The sequence below is a fragment of the Streptomyces sp. NPDC048604 genome, from assembly GCF_043199435.1.
In the GTDB taxonomy this organism is placed as follows: Bacteria; Actinomycetota; Actinomycetes; order Streptomycetales; family Streptomycetaceae; genus Streptomyces.
The window spans coordinates 446788-464290 of sequence record NZ_JBICVX010000002.1; the positions used below are offsets into that span (position 1 = coordinate 446788).

The window sequence follows — 17503 nt, forward strand, 5'->3', positions numbered from 1 at the left end:
CGGGGTGTTGCGACTCGTCGTACGACGACTTCTCCAGCTGATACCCACCCTGCTCGGCCTGTCGGTTCTGCTCTTCATCTGGCTGAACCGGCTGCCCGGCGGACCCGCCTCAGCGATCCTGGGCGAGCGGGCGACCGAAGCCGATGTGGCACGCATCAACCGCGCGCTGGGACTCGACCAGCCGCTCTACGTCCAGTACGGACGCTTCCTCAAGCGGCTCTTCGAACTCGACCTGGGCACCTCGGTGCAGACGGGCACGCCCGTCTGGGACGAGTTCGTGCTGCGCTTCCCCGCCACGGTGGAGCTCAGCCTCGCCGCCATGCTGCTCGCCACCGCCGTCGGCATCCCGCTCGGCTACCTGGCGGCCCGCAAGCGCGGCGGCTGGCTCGACGTGGCGTCGGTGTCGGGCTCGCTGATCGGGATCTGCATCCCGGTCTTCTTCCTCGCCCTGCTGCTCAAGGGCGTCTTCGCCGTCGAGCTCGGCCTCTTCCCCAGCTTCGGCCGCCTGTCCACCGGCCTCGACGCCACCGAGGTGACCGGCTTCGCCGTCCTCGACGGCGTCCTCACCGGTGAGTTCGACGCGTCGTGGGACGCGCTCATGCACCTGGTGCTGCCCGCCGTCGCCCTCTCCTCCATCCCGCTCGCCGTCATCGTCCGGATGACCCGCGCCAGCGTCCTGGAGGTCCTCGGCGAGGACTACATCCGCACCGCCGAGTCCAAGGGCCTGGAGCGCCGGGTCGTCCGCGGCCGGCACATCCTGCGCAACGCGATGCTGCCCGTGGTGACGGCAGTGGGTCTGCTCACCGGCAGCCTGCTGTCCGGCGCCGTTCTCACCGAGTCGGTGTTCTCCTTCGGCGGCATCGGCTCCTTCATCCGTACCGCCATCGACGCCCGCGACTACCCGGTCCTGGTCGGCTTCATCATGTTCATCGCGATGGTGTACGTGCTGATCAACCTCCTGGTGGACCTCGCGTACAGCGTCATCGATCCGAGGGTGCGGGTGCACTGATGAGCCTGGTATCCACCAACACGTCGAAGCTCGACCGGCTCGCCGAACTCACGGCGAAGACCGAGAGCTCCAGCGGCGCCAGCCTGTGGCGCGAGGCGTTCCGCCGGCTGCGGTCCAGCAAGATGGCCGTCATCGGCGCCGTGGTCATCGCGCTGTTCGTCGTCGTCGCCGTCATCGGACCGTGGGTCGCGCCGCACGGGCCCACCGCCCAGACCTGGCGCGGCGAAGTCTTCCCCAACCAGGGCAAGTTCGTCGGACCGCGCGGCGACAACTGGTTCGGCCTCGACCACCTGGGCCGGGACATGTTCTCCCGGTTCCTCGTCGGCGCCCGCCAGACGCTGCTCGTCGGCGTCGTCTCCATGCTCATCGGCCTGATCGCGGGCGCGGTCGTCGGCGCCGTCTCCGGCGCCGCCGCCACCCTCGGCGGACGTACCGGCAGGCGGATCGACTCCGTCATCATGCGCGTCACCGACATCATGCTGGCGCTGCCCTCGCTGCTGCTCGCCGTGTCCATCGCCGCGGTGATGGGCCAGTCGCTCACCACCGTGATGATCGCCGTCGGCGTCGTGCAGGTGCCGATCTTCGCCCGGCTGCTGCGCGGCTCGATGCTCGCCCAGGGCGGCAGCGACTACGTGCTCGCCGCGCGGGCGCTCGGCATCCGCAAGCGGCGGATCGTGCTCACCCAGATCATGCCGAACTCGCTGAGCCCGGTGATCGTCCAGGCCACGCTGAGCCTGGCCACCGCCATCATCGAGGCGGCCGCGCTGTCGTACCTCGGACTCGGCAACCCCGACCCGGCCGTGCCGGAGTGGGGCGTCATGCTCTCCCAGGCACAGCGTTTCTTCGACAACGCGCCCATGATGTCCGTGTATCCGGCGGTCGGCATCATCATCACGGCCCTCGGCTTCACCCTGCTCGGCGAGGCCATGCGCGAAGCCCTCGACCCGAAGCTGCGAGGTTGATGTCATGCCACTGCTCACCGTGGACGAACTGACCGTCACCTTCGGCGGCCGCGGCCGCAAGGACGTCCGTGCGGTCAACGGCGTCTCCTTCAGCGTCGACCAGGGCCAGGTCGTGGGCCTGGTCGGCGAGTCGGGCTGCGGCAAGTCCGTCACCTCGCTCGCCCTGATGGGCCTGCTCCCGCGCAAGGGCGTCACGCTCGGCGGCCGGGCCGACTTCGACGGCACCGACCTGCTTGACCTGTCCCCGGGCAAGATGCGGGACCTGCGCGGACGCGACCTGGCGATGATCTTCCAGGACCCGCTGTCCTCGCTGAACCCGGTCGTCCCCATCGGCATCCAGGTCACCGAGATCCTCCAGCGGCACCGGGGCATGAAGGGCGAGGCCGCCCGCAAGGAGGCCGCCCAGCTGCTCGACCGGGTCGGCATCCCCGACCCGGACCGGCGCCTGAAGGAGTACCCGCACCAGCTCTCCGGCGGCATGCGGCAGCGCGCGCTCATCGCCATGGCGGTGGCCTGCGCCCCGCGCCTGCTCATCGCCGACGAGCCGACCACCGCGCTCGACGTCACCATCCAGGCCCAGATCCTCGAACTGCTCAAGGACCTGGTCGACCAGGAGGGCACCGCGCTGCTGATGATCACCCACGACCTGGGTGTCGTCGCCGGCCTGTGCGACGAGGTGAACGTGCTGTACGCGGGCAAGGTCGTCGAATCGGCCGGCCGGCGCGAGCTGTTCGCCCACCCGACGCACCCGTACACCCACGGGCTGCTCGGCTCCATCCCCCGGCTCGACGCCCCGCGCGGCGAGGCGCTGCACCCGATCCGCGGGTCCATCAACGACCAGATCGCCTGGGCCGACGGCTGCGCCTTCGCGCCCCGCTGCGACCGGTACGAACTGGAGTGCCTGACCGGCACGCCCGAACTGACCGAACCCCGCGAGGCCGGACACCGCGCCCGCTGTGCCAACCCGGTCCTGGCCACGACGGAGGTCCCGGCATGAGCCTGCTCGAACTCGAGGGAGTGAAGGTCCACTTCCCCGTCCGGAAGGGCGTCCTCTTCGACCGCACGGTCGGGCACGTCTACGCGGTCGACGGCATCTCGCTGTCCGTCGAGGCGGGCCAGACGTACGGCCTGGTCGGCGAATCGGGCTGCGGCAAGACGACGCTCGGGCGCGCGGTGCTGCGCCTGGTCGACGTCACGGACGGCTCGGTGGTGCTGGACGGCACGGACGTCGCCAAGCTGTCCGAGAAGGAGCTGCGCTCCTTCCGCCGCCGGCTCCAGATGGTCTTCCAGGACCCGCTGGGCAGCCTCAACCCGCGGCAGAACATCGAGTCGATCCTCAGCGAGGGCATGGCCGCGCACGGGATCGGCGCGGACCAGGACGAGCGGCGGGAGAAGATCAAGGAGATCCTCGCGAAGGTGGGCCTGCCCGCCAACGCCCTCTCCCGCTACCCGCACGAGTTCTCCGGCGGCCAGCGCCAGCGCATCGGCATCGCGCGCGCCCTGGTCCTGGAGCCGGACGTCATCATCTGCGACGAGCCGGTCTCCGCCCTGGACGTCTCCATCCAGGCCCAGGTCATCAACCTGCTCGAGGAGCTCCAGGAGTCGATGGGCCTGACCTATCTGGTCATCGCCCACGACCTGGCGGTGGTGCGGCACATCTCGGACGTCATCGGCGTGATGTACCTCGGCTCGCTGGTCGAGGAGGCGCCGAGCGACGCGCTGTACGCGGAGCCGATGCACCCATACACCAAGGCGCTGATGTCGGCGGTGCCGGTCCCGGACCCGGAGGTCGAGGAGCGCCGCGAGCGGATCCTGCTCCACGGCGACCTGCCGTCCCCGGCGAACCCGCCGGCGGGCTGCCGCTTCCACACGCGCTGCCCGTGGAAGCAGGACACCCTGTGCGCCACCGAGCGCCCGTCGCTGACGGACATGGGCGACGGCCACAAGGTCGCCTGCCACTTCGCCCGTGAGATCCACGAGGGCACGATCGTGCGGGAGGGCGAGTCGCCGAAGGCGACCGTCCCGGCCCAGGCGGAGCCGGTGGACGCGGTGGAGGCGGTGGACGCGGTGGCTCTCGCGAAGCCGGAGGAGCCCGCGAAGGCCGACGTGACCGTGGCGGACGAGGTCGAGGCGGAGGCTGCCGAGTCCGGCGAGTCCGGCGAAGGCGCGGAGCCGGAGGACGCGGCGCCCGAGGCTGCCGGGAAGTGACCTCGAAGACCCGCCTCCCCCGCCCATCGGGCCGGGGGAGGCGGGTCTTCGGCGTTTCCGGGCGGTGCCGTCCGCGCCGACGCCGGACGCGCCCGCCGGGCCGGCGCGCCTGCGGCACCGCTCCGGCTTCCCCCGGGCCCCGGGCCGGGCGAGGCGGGTCCCGGCGTTGCGCACCGTCACAATGGGGCGCGTGTTCCACGAATTGTTCACCCCGTCCGTCCAGCACTCGCTCGATCTCGTCGGGATCTTCGTCTTCGCCATGTCCGGGGCCCTGCTCGCCGTGCGCAAGAACTTCGACGTCTTCGGCATCGCCGTGCTCGCCGAGGTCACGGCCCTCGGCGGCGGACTCTTCCGGGACCTGGTCATCGGCGCCGTCCCGCCCGCCGCGTTCACGGACCTCGGCTACTTCCTGACCCCGCTGGCCGCGACCGCGATCGTCTTCTTCCTGCACCCGGAGGTCGAGCGCATCCAGACCGGGGTGAACGTCTTCGACGCCGCCGGGCTCGGCCTGTTCTGCGTCACCGGCACCACCAAGGCGTACGACTACGGCCTCGGTCTCACCGCCTCCGCCGTGATGGGCCTGGCCACCGCCGTCGGCGGCGGTGTGCTGCGCGACGTGCTCGCCAACGAGGTGCCCTCGCTGCTCCGCTGGGACCGCGACCTGTACGCCGTCCCGGCCATGGTCGGCGCGACGATGGTCGTACTGTTCCTCCGCTTCGACGTGCTGAACGCCCTCACCAGCGGCCTCGCCGTGCTGACCGCCTTCGCCCTGCGGCTGCTCGCCATGCGCTACCACTGGCGCGCCCCGCGTGCGTGGAACCGCCGGTCCAGCGCCCGTGAGGAGGAGGCCGCCGCCTCCAGGAAAGCTACCGCTCAGTAATTGTTTGTTGTACCGTGCACGACATGGCACAGGCAGCACCTCAGGCGACCCCCGCCCTCATCGGCGCGAGCGAATTCGACCGCGACACCGCCGTCACCCTTCGCGAGCCCGGCGTGTACGACGCCGAACTCTCCGCCGGCTGGACCATCATCCACGCCGTCAACGGCGGCTATCTGCTGGCCCTGCTGGGCCGCGCCCTCGGCGACGCCCTGCCGCACCCGGACCCGTTCTCGGTCTCCGCGCACTACCTGACCCCGTCCGTCCCCGGCCCGGCGGTCGTCCGGACGCAGGTCGTGCGCACCGGCCGCACCCTCTCCACCGGCCAGGCGTCGCTGTTCCAGTACGCCGAGGACGGCACCGAGGTCGAGCGCATCCGCGTGCTCGCCTCGTACGGAGACCTCGACGCGCTCCCGGACGAGGTCCGCACCACCGCCACGCCCCCGGCGATCCCGCCGCGCGAGCAGTGCTTCGGGCCGTCCGACGGACCGGCCCGGCCGGCGATCCCCGGCTCCTCCGAGATCACCGACCGGCTGGACATCAAGCTGGACCCGGCGACCGTCGGCTGGGCGGTCGGCGCGCCGTCCGGCAAGGGCGAGATGCGGGCCTGGTTCGGCCTCGCCGACGGCCGCGACGCCGACCCGCTGTCCCTGCTGCTGACCGTCGACGCCCTGCCGCCCACCTCGTTCGAGCTGGGCCTGAAGGGCTGGACGCCGACCGTCGAGCTCACCACGCACATCCGCTGCCGTCCGGCCCCCGGACCGCTGCGGGTCTCGATCACAACGCGCAACCTGGCCGGCGGCTTCCTGGAGGAGGACGCCGAGGTCTGGGACAGCGCGGACCGGCTCGTCGCCCAGTCCCGCCAGCTGGCCCGCGCGCCGCGGAGCTGACGGACGGCTCAGGTCGGGGTGACGGAGCTGTCGTAGACGTTGTCCGGGGTGATCACCTGCGTCACCGCCCGGGCGAGCAGCGTGGACGGCTCCTGTCCCTGGCTTCTCGTGTCGGTGTTCAGCATCAGCACCAGCGTGGCCTTCTTCGACGGCAGGTAGACCGTCACCGTCTCGTACCCCGGGATCGAGCCGTTGTGCCCGATCCAGCCGCTGGTCTCCAGGATGCCGAGGCCGTAGGTGGTGCCCGGGAAGCCCGTCGGCAGGGTCTTCAGGCGCTCGGCCTGGGTCTCGGGGCTGAGCAGCTTCCCGGTGGCGAGCACCTCGGCCCAGCGGCGCAGATCCTGCAGGTCCGAGATCATCGCGCCGGCCGCCCACGCCCAGCTGGGGTTCCAGTCCGTGACGTCCTCGACCGCACCGCTCAGCGTCTGGTCGCTGTAGCCCCGCGGGTGCGGCTCGGGGAACTCGGGCCCGCCGGGGAAGAGCGTGCGGTGCAGCCCGGCGGGCCGGAGCACCCGCTTGTGGATCACGTCGGCGAGCCGGTGGCCGGTGACCTTCTCGATCACAAGACCGAGCAGGACCAGGTTGGAGTTCGAGTACTCGAACTGCGCACCGGGATCGAAGGTGTTGTCGTGCCGGTACCCGTACGCCAGCACCTCCTTCGGCGTGAAGTACCGCTCCGGACTGCTCAGCAGCGTGTGTGAGAACTCCTCGTCGGAGGTGTACGGGAACAGGCCGCTGCGCATCTCGGCGAGCTGGCGCAGCGTGATGTTCGCGCCGCCTGGAACGCCGTCGATGTACTTGGCGATCGGGTCGTCGAGTCCGACCCGCCCCTGGTCCACGAGCTGGAGCAGCGCCGTGACGGTGAACGTCTTGGTCTCGCTGCCGATCCGCACCAGGCCGCGGGTGGACATCGGCTCGCGGGTGGCGGTGTTCGCGACGCCGGTCGCCCGTACGTAGCTGCCCTTGCCGGGCATCCACACCCCGACGACGACACCCGGGATGCCGGCCTGGACGCGTACGTCCTCGATCGCCTTGTCGAGCCGCGCGGTCAGCTCGGGCCCCAGCCCGCCCGGCGGACAGTCGGCGCTCGCGGCGGCGGGCACGGCGGACGGCAGAGCGGAGGCGGGGGCCGTCGCCAGCGGTGCGAGGACGGACGCCACGAGCACCGCGGCGGCGAACAGACGGCGGGTACGAGCACGTCGCATGACGGGACGCCTTCTTCTCGGGTGGGGGAAACGGACGCCACACCACCACCCGCGCTCCCGCCGGGCCTGCGCCCCGGCCTCCGAACCCGTCGAGTCCACTCGTTCGGAGCCCGGGGAGAAGCCCGGGTGGCCCCACCGACTCGTGCCCACCGCCTCGCGCCCGCGGCCCAGGTGCTCGCCCGGTACGGCCCGAACCGGCCAGGGGGAGCCGAGGAGCCCCCGGCGGGCTCGTAGAATCGACCCACCATGGCTTACCTCGACCACGCCGCGACCACTCCGATGCTGCCGGAGGCGATCGAGGCGATGACCGCCCAGCTCGCCGTGACCGGCAACGCCTCCTCGCTGCACGCGGCCGGCCGGCGCGCCCGGCGCGTCGTCGAGGAGGGCCGCGAGACTCTCGCCGCCGCGCTCGGCGCGCGCCCCAGCGAGGTGGTCCTCACCTCCGGCGGCACCGAGGCCGACAACCTCGCGGTGAAGGGCCTGTACTGGGCCCGCCGCGACGCCGACCCGCGCCGCACCCGCGTGCTGGCCAGCCCCGTCGAGCACCACGCCGTGCTCGACGCCGTCGACTGGCTCGGCACGCACGAGGGCGCCACCGTCGAGTACCTGCCCGTCGACCGGTACGGCCGGGTGCACGCCGACGCGCTGCGCGAGGCCATCGCCCGCGAGCCCGAGTCCGTCGCCCTCGCCACCGTGATGTGGGCGAACAACGAGATCGGCACGATCATGCCGGTCCGCGAACTCGCCGACGCCGCCGCCGAGTTCGACGTGCCGCTGCACGCCGACGCGGTGCAGGCCTTCGGGCAGGTCCCGGTCGACTTCGCCGCCTCCGGACTCGCCGCGCTGACCGTCTCCGGCCACAAGATCGGCGGCCCGTACGGCATCGGCGCGCTGCTCCTCGGCCGCGAGTACAGCCCGGTGCCCGTGCTGCACGGCGGCGGCCAGGAGCGCCATGTCCGCTCCGGCACCCTCGACGTCCCCGCCGTGGCCGCCTTCGCCGTCGCCGGCCGGCTCGCCGCCGAGGGCCGCGAGGCGTACGCCCGCGAGGTCGGCGCCCTGCGCGACGAGCTGGTCGCCGCCGTCCGCGCCGCCGTCCCCGACGCGATCCTCGGCGGCGACCCGGTCGACCGGCTCCCCGCCAACGCCCACTTCACCTTCCCCGGCTGCGAGGGCGACTCGCTGCTCCTGCTCCTGGACGCGGCCGGCATCGAATGCTCCACCGGCTCCGCCTGCACCGCCGGCGTCGCCCAGCCCAGCCATGTCCTGCTCGCCGCCGGCGTCGACCCGGAACTGGCCCGCGGCACCCTGCGCTTCACCCTCGGCCACACCTCCACCAAGGAGGACGTCGCCGCCGTCGCCGAGGCGATCGGCCCCGCGGTGGAACGCGCCCGCACCGCCGGCCTCAGCTGAGCCCGGCGGCCGGCCCGCGCCCCCGCTCAGCCCAGCTTCGCCCTCGCCGCCCGCACCATCGGTATGTACCGGTCCCAGTCCCAGTGCGGGCCCGGGTCCGTGTGGTCGGAGCCCTCGACCTCCACGTGGCCGATGATGTGCCTGCGGTCCACGGGGATGCCGTACCGCGCGCATATCCCGGCCGTCAGCGTCGCCGACGCCGCGTACATCGCGGGCGTGAAGCCCTCGGGGCGGTCCACGAAGCCCTCGTGCTCGATCCCGACGCTGCGCTCGTTCATGTCCCGGTTCCCCGCGTGGAACGCCACGTCGAGCTCCCGGATCAGCTGCGCGATCCGGCCGTCCTTGCCGACCACGTAGTGCGTGGCCGCCCCGTGCCCGGGGTTCTTGAACACCTTCAGCGCCGTCGCGTAGCTGCCCTGCACCACATGGATCACCACCCGGTCGATCACGAAGTCGTCCGGCCGGTCCGCCCGCCGCCAGTTCGCCCGGGCCGCCGACGTCCACAGCGCGCCCTTGTGATCCAGCTCGCCCTCGACCCGCTTCCGCTCCGTGCCCGGCAGCCGCCACCACGCCCGCCGCAGCTCGTCCCGCGCGAGCACCGCCGTGCCCACCAGCGCCGCCCCGCCGCCGAGCAGCACCGCGCGCCGCCCGACTCCACCCCGCTTCGTGGTCCCCATGTGATCGACAACGCTTTCTCCCGTGCCCGGGGTTCCCGCGGACCCGTACCCTGGGAGGGCTATGACTGAGACTCGCCACCAGCGCCCCCACTCCCGCCCGCTGCGCGTCCTGGCCGCCATGTCCGGCGGCGTGGACTCCGCCGTCGCCGCCGCCCGCGCCGCCGAAGCCGGGCACGACGTCACCGGCGTGCACCTGGCGCTGTCGGCGAACCCGCAGTCCTTCCGCACCGGCGCCCGCGGCTGCTGCACCATCGAGGACTCCCGCGACGCCCGCCGCGCCGCCGACGTCATCGGCATCCCGTTCTACGTCTGGGACCTCGCCGAGCGCTTCCGCGAGGACGTCGTCGACGACTTCGTCGCCGAGTACGAGGCCGGCCGCACCCCCAACCCCTGCCTGCGCTGCAACGAGAAGATCAAGTTCGCCGCGCTGCTCGACAAGGCCCTCGCGCTCGGCTTCGACGCCGTCTGCACCGGCCACTACGCCACGGTCGTGCCGACCGAGGACGGCGGCCGCGAGCTGCACCGCGCCAGCGACATGGCCAAGGACCAGTCGTACGTGCTCGGCGTGCTGGACGAGAAGCAGCTCGCCCACGCCATGTTCCCGCTCGGCGACACCCTCACCACCAAGGACGAGATCCGCGCCGAGGCGGAGCGCCGAGGCCTCGCTGTCGCCAAGAAGCCCGACAGCCACGACATCTGCTTCATCGCCGACGGCGACACCCAGGGCTTCCTCGCCTCCCGCCTCGGCCGCGCCGAGGGCGACATCGTCGACGAGTCGGGCGCCAAGGTCGGCAGCCACGAGGGCGCGTACGGCTTCACCATCGGCCAGCGCAAGGGCCTGCGGATCGGCCACCCGGCCGCGGACGGCAAGCCGCGCTATGTGCTCGACATCTCCCCGGTGAACAACACGGTCACCGTCGGCCCCGTCGAGGCGCTCGACGTCACCGCGCTGTCCGCGATCAAGCCCCGCTGGTGCGGCGCCGCCCCCGAGGGCCCCGGCACGTACACCGCCCAGCTGCGCGCGCACGGCGGCGAGACCGAGGTGACCGCCGAGCTCGTGGACGGCGAGCTGAAGGTCTCCTTCGGCGAGCCGGTCCGCGGCGTCGCCCCGGGCCAGGCCATCGTGCTCTACGACGGCACCCGCGTCGTCGGCTCCGGCACGATCGCGAGCACCGTCCGCCGCACGGCGCCGGCTCCCGCGTAACGCCCCGGCGCCGCCGCCGGAACTCATCGGCGCCCGGCGGAATTCGGCGGAGGAAGTTCCGGCGGGCCTGTCGGAGGCAGGGCCTACGGTGGGGGTCATGAACATCTGCGTCTTTCTCTCCGCCGCCGACCTCGACGAGCGCTACACCCGCCCGGCCCGCGAGTTCGCCGAACTGCTCGGCAAGGGCGGCCACACCCTGGTCTGGGGCGGCTCGGACGTCGGCCTGATGAAGGTCGTCGCGGACGGCGTGCAGGAGGCCGGCGGCCGGCTCGTCGGCGTCTCGGTGGAGTTCCTTGCGTACAAGGCCCGCAAGCAGGCCGACGAGATGATCACCGCCAAGGACCTCGCGGAGCGCAAGGCGCTGCTCCTGGAGAAGTCGGACGCGATCGTGGTCATGGTCGGCGGCACCGGCACCCTCGACGAGGCCACCGACGTGCTGGAGCTGAAGAAGCACGGCAAGCACGCCAAGCCCGTGGTCGTGCTCAACACTGCGGGGTTCTACGACGGCCTGAAGGAGCAGTTCCGGCGGATGGACGCGGAGGGCTTCCTGCCGCTGCCCCTGACCGACCTGGTGTTCTTCGCCGAGGACGGCGTCTCGGCGCTGGCGTACCTGGAGGAGAGCGTGGGCGTCCGGTAGGGCTCAGGCGGCGCCCCGGCGGCGCTCCGGTAGTGCGAGCATGGCCGCTATGGCTACTCATGTGATCACCGGGGCCGGCTCCGGAATCGGCGCGGCGGTCGCCCGCCGCCTGCACGCGCGCGGCGACGAACTGGTGCTGCACGCCCGGGACGCGGGCCGTGCCAAGGAGCTCGCGGCCCAGTTCCCGGGCTCCCGGACCCTCGTCGGAGACCTCGCCGACCCGGACCGGCTCTCCTGGGCGTTCTCCCACCAGACCCTGCCGGACCGGATCGACACGCTGCTGCACATCGCGGGCGTCGTCGAGCTCGGCGCGGTCGGCGACCTCACCCCGAAGACCTGGCACCAGCAGCTCAACGTCAACCTCGTCGCCCCCGCCGAGCTGACCCGGCACTTCCTGCCCCAGCTCCGCCTCTCCCAGGGCCACGTGGTCTTCGTCAACTCCGGCGCCGGGCTCACCGCGCACGCCGACTGGAGCGCGTACGCCGCCTCCAAGCACGGCCTGAAGGCGCTCGCCGACTCGCTGCGCCAGGAGGAGCACGCCAACGGCGTGCGCGTCACCTCCGTCTACCCGGGCCGCACCGCGAGCCCGATGCAGGCGAAGGTGCACCGGCAGGAGGGCAAGGAGTACGACGCCTCCCGCTGGATCGACCCCGAGTCGGTGGCCACCGCCATCCTCACGGCGATCGACCTGCCGCGCGACGCCGAGATCAACGACCTGACGGTCCGTCCGGGCCGGTAGGCCATGCCTGGGGCCGGGTAGGCCCCTGCCCGGCGGAACCGGTCCGCCCGCGTAGGCTTCCCGGGTGAGCGAGACGACCGACTTCACCTGGGGGCCCGCGACCGGCGTCGGGTCCATGCCCGGCGGCGACGCGCGGGAGGCCGCCAAGACCGTCACCGGGACCTTCGAGGACTTCCCGTACCTGGCCGAACTGCCGGCCCGCGGGCCCGGCGCCGACATGATCGGGCGGACGATCGGGCTGCTCGTCGAGATGTACGCCCATGTCGAGCCGAGCGGCTGGCGGATCAGCGACCGGCCCGGCCGCGACACCCGGCGCGCCCACTCCTGGCTCGGCGAGGACCTCGACGCCCTGGAGGAGTTCACACAGGGCTACGAGGGTCCGCTCAAGGTCCAGGCCGTCGGCCCGTGGACGCTCGCCGCCGCCCTGGAGCTGCGCGGCGGCGAGGCGGCGCTCGGCGACCCAGGCGCCTGCCGCGATCTCGCGGCCTCGCTGGCCGAGGGCCTGCGCGGCCACCTCGCCGAGCTGCGCAAGCGGATCCCGGGGGCCGGGATCGTGCTCCAGCTCGACGAGCCCTCGCTCACCTCCGTGCTGCGCGGACAGGTCCGCACCGCCTCCGGCTACCGCACGTACCGCGCCGTGGACCGGCAGCTCGTGGAGGGCACGCTGCGCGACGTGATCGGCGTGCACGACGGCCCGGTGGTGGTCCATTCCTGCGCTCCCGACGTGCCGTTCGCGCTGCTCCGGCGGGCCGGCGTGGCGGGCGTCTCGTTCGATTTCGGACTCCTCACCGAACGTGACGAGGAGCCGATCGGGGAGGCCGTGGAGGCCGGGACGAAGCTGTTCGCAGGCGTGGTGCCGTCCACCGACGAGGCTTTGTCAGACCCGGGCGGTAGCGTCATGGGTGTCAGGACGCTGTGGCGCAGGCTGGGGCTGAATCCGGGGACTCTGGCGGAGTCCGTCGTGGTCACGCCCTCGTGTGGGCTGGCGGGCGCTTCGCCCGCTTATGCCCGGGCGGCGCTCGCTCACTGCGTCCGGGCGGCGAGATCGCTCGCGGACAACCCTGAGTAACGGGAGGACGAAACGGTGGCTGTCGAACAGGGGGCCCTGCCCGCCGAGGCACGGGAGCAGCACGCACAGCTGGCCGAGCAGGTCGAGGAGCACCGCTTCCGGTACTACGTGAAGGACCAGCCGGTCATCAGCGACGCGGAGTTCGACAAGCTCCTGCGCGCTCTTGAGGCGCTGGAGGAGGAGTACCCGGCGCTGCGGACGCCGGACTCGCCGACGCAGAAGGTCGCGGGGGACTACGAGACCGGTCTGACGAAGGTCGACCACCGCGAGCGGATGCTCTCGCTGGACAACGCCTTCGACGACGCGGAGCTGGCCGCCTGGGCGGAGCGCGTCGCGCGCGACGTCGGCGCGTCCTCGTACCACTTCCTGTGCGAGCTCAAGGTCGACGGTCTCGCGGTCAACCTCACGTACGAGAAGGGCCGGCTGACCCGCGCCGCCACGCGTGGCAACGGCACCACCGGTGAGGACATCACGCCCAACGCCCGGACGATCCAGGGCATTCCGGAGCGCCTTCAGGGCGACCGCGTCCCGGACCTCGTGGAGATCCGCGGCGAGGTCTACTTCCCGATGGAGAAGTTCGAGGAGCTCAACGCCCGCCGGGTCGCCGCCGGCGAGCAGCCGTACGCCAACCCGCGCAACTCCGCCTCCGGCTCGCTGCGCCAGAAGGACCCCCGGGTCACCGCCACGCTGCCGCTGCGCATGGTGGTGCACGGCCTCGGCGCCCGCGACGGCCTGGAGATCTCCCGGCTCTCCGAGGCGTACGAACTGCTCCACGAGTGGGGCCTGCCCACCGCCCGGCACAACAGGGTGGTCGACTCCCTCGACGGCGTACGGGAGTTCATCCGGTACTTCGGCGAGAACCGCCACTCCGTCGAGCACGAGATCGACGGCGTGGTCGTGAAGCTGGACGAGATCCCGCTCCAGGGCCGGCTGGGCTCCACGGCGCGCGCCCCGCGCTGGGCGATCGCCTGGAAGTACCCGCCGGAGGAGGTCAACACCAAGCTGGTCGACATCAAGGTCGGCGTCGGCCGGACGGGGCGGGTCACCCCGTACGCGCAGGTCGAGCCGGTGACGGTCGCCGGGTCCGAGGTCGAGTTCGCCACCCTGCACAACCAGGACGTGGTGAAGGCCAAGGGCGTGCTCATCGGCGACACGGTGGTGCTGCGCAAGGCCGGCGACGTCATCCCGGAGATCCTCGGCCCGGTGGCCGACCTGCGGGACGGCACGGAGCGCGAGTTCGTGATGCCGGCCGAGTGCCCGGAGTGCGGCACGCCGCTGCGGCCCATGAAGGAGGGGGACATCGATCTGCGCTGCCCCAACGCGCGGACGTGTCCGGCGCAGCTGCGGGAGCGGCTGTTCTTCCTGGCCGGCCGCCAGTGCCTGGACATCGAGAACTTCGGCATGGTCGCGGCCGCCGCGCTCACCCGCCCGCTGGAGCCGGCCGAGCCGCCGCTGGTCGACGAGGGTGATCTGTTCGACCTGACGATCGAGCAGCTGCTGCCCATCCGGGCGTACGTCCTCGACCAGGACAGCGGCCTGCCCAAGCGCGACCCGAAGACGGGCGAGCCGAAGATCGTCCCGGTCTTCGCCAACCAGAAGGGCGAGCCGAAGAAGAACGCGCTGGCCATGCTGGAGCACATCGCGGCGGCGAAGACCCGCCCGCTGGCCCGGTTCATCAACGGCCTCTCGATCCGCCATGTCGGCCCCGTCGCGGCCCAGGCGCTGGCCCGCGAGTTCCGCTCCCTGGAGCGCATCGAGCAGGCCACCGAGGAGGAGCTGGCGGCGGTCGACGGCGTCGGCGGGATCATCGCCACCGCGGTGAAGCAGTGGTTCGAGGAGGACTGGCACCGCGAGATCGTGGCCAAGTGGCGGGCCGCCGGGGTGAGCTTCGAGGACGAGGGCGCCGGCGAGGACGCGGGCCCGCGGCCGCTGGAGGGCCTGACCGTCGTCGTCACCGGCACCCTGGAGAACCACACCAGGGATGGCGCAAAAGAGGCGCTGCAGAGCCGCGGAGCGAAGGTGACCGGTTCCGTTTCCAAGAAGACCGACTTCGTCGTCGTCGGTGACAACCCGGGTTCCAAGTACGACAAGGCGATGCAGCTGAAGGTTCCGGTTCTGGACGAGGCAGGCTTCGCGGTCCTGCTGGAACAGGGCGCGGACGCCGCTCGCGAGGCCGCGGTGCCGGTGCCCGAGGCCGGCTGACAGGGTCCACGTCCGGCGGCCCGGTTCACCCGTTCGGCGCATACCAGATCGTTACGGGTGGCCGGGTCGCATTCGGGCAAGACCTGTAGAGCGCTGCCCGTGGAAGCCCTCCGCGTCCTACTGTTGAGACGTGCGCGTGGTCGTGCACGGCTGCGTGGTGGGATGTCAGCCGTGAGGGCACGACCGACGGGCCATCGCGATGCATCGGCACCGCCGGCTGTGAGAGGGACGGGAATGAAACCGACCGAGAGTGCCGCCCCGGTCCCGCAGCCGCAGGCGCGCGCGGGATACGCGGGCTTCGGCTCCGCGCCGGCCGCCGCACTGGCGGGCGTCGCGGCCGTCGTCCTCGCCGTTGGCAGCTACCGCGCCCTCACCACCGGCCACGGACTCTTCCCCGACGGCACCGCCGGCTGGTCCTTCGCCGTGCTCACCGCACTCGTCGTCGGCCATCTGGTCGTCCTCGGCCGGGACCGCTGGTGGGGCGGCACCGGCTCCGGCGCCGCGCTCACCCTCGCCGTCCTGCTGCTGTACGGCTGGGTGCCCGCCGGCCTGGTCTCCCTCGCCGTCGTCCTCCTGGTCGGCGCGGCCCGCCGGCACCGCTGGCGCCAGGGCCTGCTGCACGGCGCCGCGGACGTGGTCGGCATCGGCGCGGCCGCCCTGATCCTCGCCGCCTTCGGCGACGTGCCGACCGTCCAGGAACCCTGGCAGCCCCTCGACTGGGGGATCGCGGCCATCCCGGAGGTGGCGCTCGCCGCGGGCGCGTACCTCGTGGTGACCCGGCTGCTTCTGTGGTACACGCTGGCGCCCCAGGGCGGCGGGCTGCCCACCATCGCCCGCACCGCCCTGGTCCGGCAGGGCCTGGTCGCCGTCGCCCTGCTCGGCATCGCCCCGCTGATCTGCGTGGTCGCCGCCTCCCTGCCCATCCTGCTGCCGCTCTTCGCCGTCCCGCTGATCGCGCTCGACTCCACCCTGTGGATCGCCCGCGCCCGCGCCGAGGAGCAGTTGAAGGACCCCCTCACCGGACTGCCCAACCGCCAGTGGCTCCTGGAGCGCACCTGGACGGCGCTGGAGGCCGCAGAGGGCGAGGGCGCGCGCACCGCCCTCGTCCTGATCGACCTCGACCGCTTCCGCTCGGTCAACGACACGCTCGGCCATCTCGCCGGCGACCGGCTGCTGCTGCAGATAGCGGACCGGCTCAAGCTGGCGCTGCCGCGCGGCGCCGAGGCCGCCCGGCTCGGCGGCGACGAGTTCGCCGTCCTGCTGCCCGTCGCCGACTCCACCACCAGCGCCCAGCGCGTCGCCCGGCACCTCGTCGCCGAACTCTCCTCGCCGCTCGACCTGGACGGGCTCACCCTCGTCCTGGAGGCCAGTGCCGGCGTCGCGGTCTTCCCCGACCACGCGCTCGACGCGGAGGGCCTGCTGCGCCGCGCGGACGTCGCCATGTACCAGGCCAAGCGGGACCGCACCGGCGTCGAGGTCTACGAGTCCAAGCGCGACTCCAACACCCCCGACCGGCTCGGCCTGCTCGGCGACCTGCGCCGCGCCCTGGACGCCGGCGAGGTCGAGCTGCACTACCAGCCCAAGGTCCGCTTCGACGGCCAGGTCGCCGGCCTGGAGGCCCTGGTCCGCTGGGTGCACCCGGAGCGCGGCAAGGTCCCGCCGGACGAGTTCATCGCCATCGCCGAGTCCTCCGGCCTGATGCCGCACCTCACCGAGTACGTCCTGGAGACCGCCCTGGCCCAGGTCGCCCGCTGGCGCGCCCAGGGCCTGAAGGTCCCCGTCGCCGTCAACGTCTCGCCCCGCGACGTGCACACCCCCGGCTTCGCCGGCGCCGTCGCCGCCCGGCTCGCCCGGCACGGCGTGCCGGCCGGCGCGCTCCAGCTGGAGATAACGGAACACGTGCTCCTGGAGGACCCGCAGCGGGCCGCCGACACGCTGGCCGGGCTCACCGGCCACGGCGTGAAGATGTCCCTCGACGACTTCGGCACCGGCTACTCCTCGCTGGTCCATCTGCGCCGGCTGCCGGTCAGCGAGCTGAAGATCGACCGCTCCTTCGTGGCCCGGCTCGCCGTGGACACCGAGGACGCCGAGATCGTCCGCTGCACCGTCGACCTCGCCCACTCGCTCGGCCTGCTGGTCGTCGCCGAGGGCGTCGAGGACGACGAGACCTGGGAGCGTCTGCGCGACCTCGGCTGCGACGCCGTCCAGGGCTGGCTGGTCGCCGCCGCGATGCCGCCCGGCGAGACCACGGCCTGGCTGCGGGCCCGCGGGGAGCACGGCTGGCACCGCTCCGTCGAGCCCCCGGCCGCGGCCGACCGGCCCTCCGGGCAGGCCGTGAAGTAACGTCCCGCCCGCCGATCCGCCGCCCGCCCCGAGGGCCTGCGGCGGATCGGTTTCGTATGCCGAAGGGTCCG

The 17503-nt window shown here is 72.7% G+C and carries 15 protein-coding genes; 13 read left to right on the forward strand and 2 right to left on the reverse strand.

The window, feature by feature from the left end; translation table 11 throughout:
• The first annotated feature begins 4 nt into the window (after positions 1-4).
• From ACGFMM_RS05885 to ACGFMM_RS05910, 6 genes are all read left to right on the forward strand, one after another.
• Complete coding sequence (locus ACGFMM_RS05885; RefSeq protein WP_393643509.1) at positions 5-1009, forward strand: ABC transporter permease; 1005 nt, start codon at positions 5-7, stop codon at positions 1007-1009.
• Entirely contained in the window at positions 1009-1971 is a 963-nt protein-coding gene (locus ACGFMM_RS05890) for an ABC transporter permease (RefSeq protein WP_393643510.1), read from the forward strand. The genes ACGFMM_RS05885 and ACGFMM_RS05890 overlap by 1 nt, the downstream gene beginning before the upstream one ends.
• Before the next feature lie 4 nt (positions 1972-1975).
• Positions 1976-2968 (forward strand): ABC transporter ATP-binding protein, encoded by a 993-nt coding sequence (locus tag ACGFMM_RS05895; RefSeq protein ID WP_393643512.1) that lies wholly within the window; start codon positions 1976-1978, stop codon positions 2966-2968.
• Entirely contained in the window at positions 2965-4179 is a 1215-nt protein-coding gene (locus ACGFMM_RS05900) for an ABC transporter ATP-binding protein (protein WP_393643513.1), read from the forward strand. Before ACGFMM_RS05895 ends, ACGFMM_RS05900 begins: the two co-directional genes overlap by 4 nt.
• A 190-nt stretch (positions 4180-4369) precedes the next feature.
• Positions 4370-5059, forward strand: coding sequence for a trimeric intracellular cation channel family protein (locus tag ACGFMM_RS05905; RefSeq protein WP_393643514.1), 690 nt, complete (start codon positions 4370-4372; stop codon positions 5057-5059).
• 23 nt (positions 5060-5082) lie between these two features.
• Positions 5083-5946, forward strand: coding sequence for a thioesterase family protein (locus ACGFMM_RS05910; RefSeq protein WP_393643516.1), 864 nt, complete (start codon positions 5083-5085; stop codon positions 5944-5946).
• An 8-nt stretch (positions 5947-5954) separates the two neighbouring features.
• Here ACGFMM_RS05910 and ACGFMM_RS05915 read toward each other — a convergent pair whose 3' ends face one another.
• Entirely contained in the window at positions 5955-7151 is a 1197-nt protein-coding gene (locus ACGFMM_RS05915; RefSeq protein WP_393643518.1) for a serine hydrolase domain-containing protein, read from the reverse strand.
• Positions 7152-7397: 246 nt separating this feature from the next.
• On the opposite strand from ACGFMM_RS05915, the gene ACGFMM_RS05920 reads away from it, so the two are divergent.
• Positions 7398-8561 carry a cysteine desulfurase family protein gene (locus tag ACGFMM_RS05920; protein WP_393643520.1) on the forward strand — a complete coding sequence of 388 codons (1164 nt, stop codon included), beginning with the start codon at positions 7398-7400 and terminating at the stop codon, positions 8559-8561.
• A gap of 26 nt (positions 8562-8587) precedes the next feature.
• Here the strand turns inward: ACGFMM_RS05920 and ACGFMM_RS05925 are convergent, their stop codons facing one another.
• Positions 8588-9238 (reverse strand): N-acetylmuramoyl-L-alanine amidase, encoded by a 651-nt coding sequence (locus tag ACGFMM_RS05925; RefSeq protein ID WP_393643522.1) that lies wholly within the window; start codon positions 9236-9238, stop codon positions 8588-8590.
• 61 nt (positions 9239-9299) lie between these two features.
• On the opposite strand from ACGFMM_RS05925, the gene mnmA reads away from it, so the two are divergent.
• From mnmA to ACGFMM_RS05955, 6 genes are all read left to right on the forward strand, one after another.
• Positions 9300-10442, forward strand: a complete 1143-nt coding sequence (gene mnmA, locus ACGFMM_RS05930) for a tRNA 2-thiouridine(34) synthase MnmA (protein WP_393643523.1) — start codon at positions 9300-9302, stop codon at positions 10440-10442.
• A gap of 97 nt (positions 10443-10539) precedes the next feature.
• Positions 10540-11079 (forward strand): TIGR00730 family Rossman fold protein, encoded by a 540-nt coding sequence (locus tag ACGFMM_RS05935; RefSeq protein ID WP_393643525.1) that lies wholly within the window; start codon positions 10540-10542, stop codon positions 11077-11079.
• A 40-nt stretch (positions 11080-11119) separates the two neighbouring features.
• Complete coding sequence (locus ACGFMM_RS05940; protein ID WP_393643526.1) at positions 11120-11818, forward strand: SDR family oxidoreductase; 699 nt, start codon at positions 11120-11122, stop codon at positions 11816-11818.
• 64 nt (positions 11819-11882) lie between these two features.
• Entirely contained in the window at positions 11883-12887 is a 1005-nt protein-coding gene (locus ACGFMM_RS05945; protein WP_393643528.1) for a methionine synthase, read from the forward strand.
• 15 nt (positions 12888-12902) lie between these two features.
• On the forward strand, positions 12903-15089 hold the full coding sequence (gene ligA / locus ACGFMM_RS05950) for an NAD-dependent DNA ligase LigA (protein ID WP_393643529.1): 2187 nt from the start codon (positions 12903-12905) through the stop codon (positions 15087-15089).
• A 162-nt stretch (positions 15090-15251) separates the two neighbouring features.
• Entirely contained in the window at positions 15252-17432 is a 2181-nt protein-coding gene (locus tag ACGFMM_RS05955) for a putative bifunctional diguanylate cyclase/phosphodiesterase (RefSeq protein WP_393643531.1), read from the forward strand.
• Positions 17433-17503 lie beyond the last annotated feature (71 nt).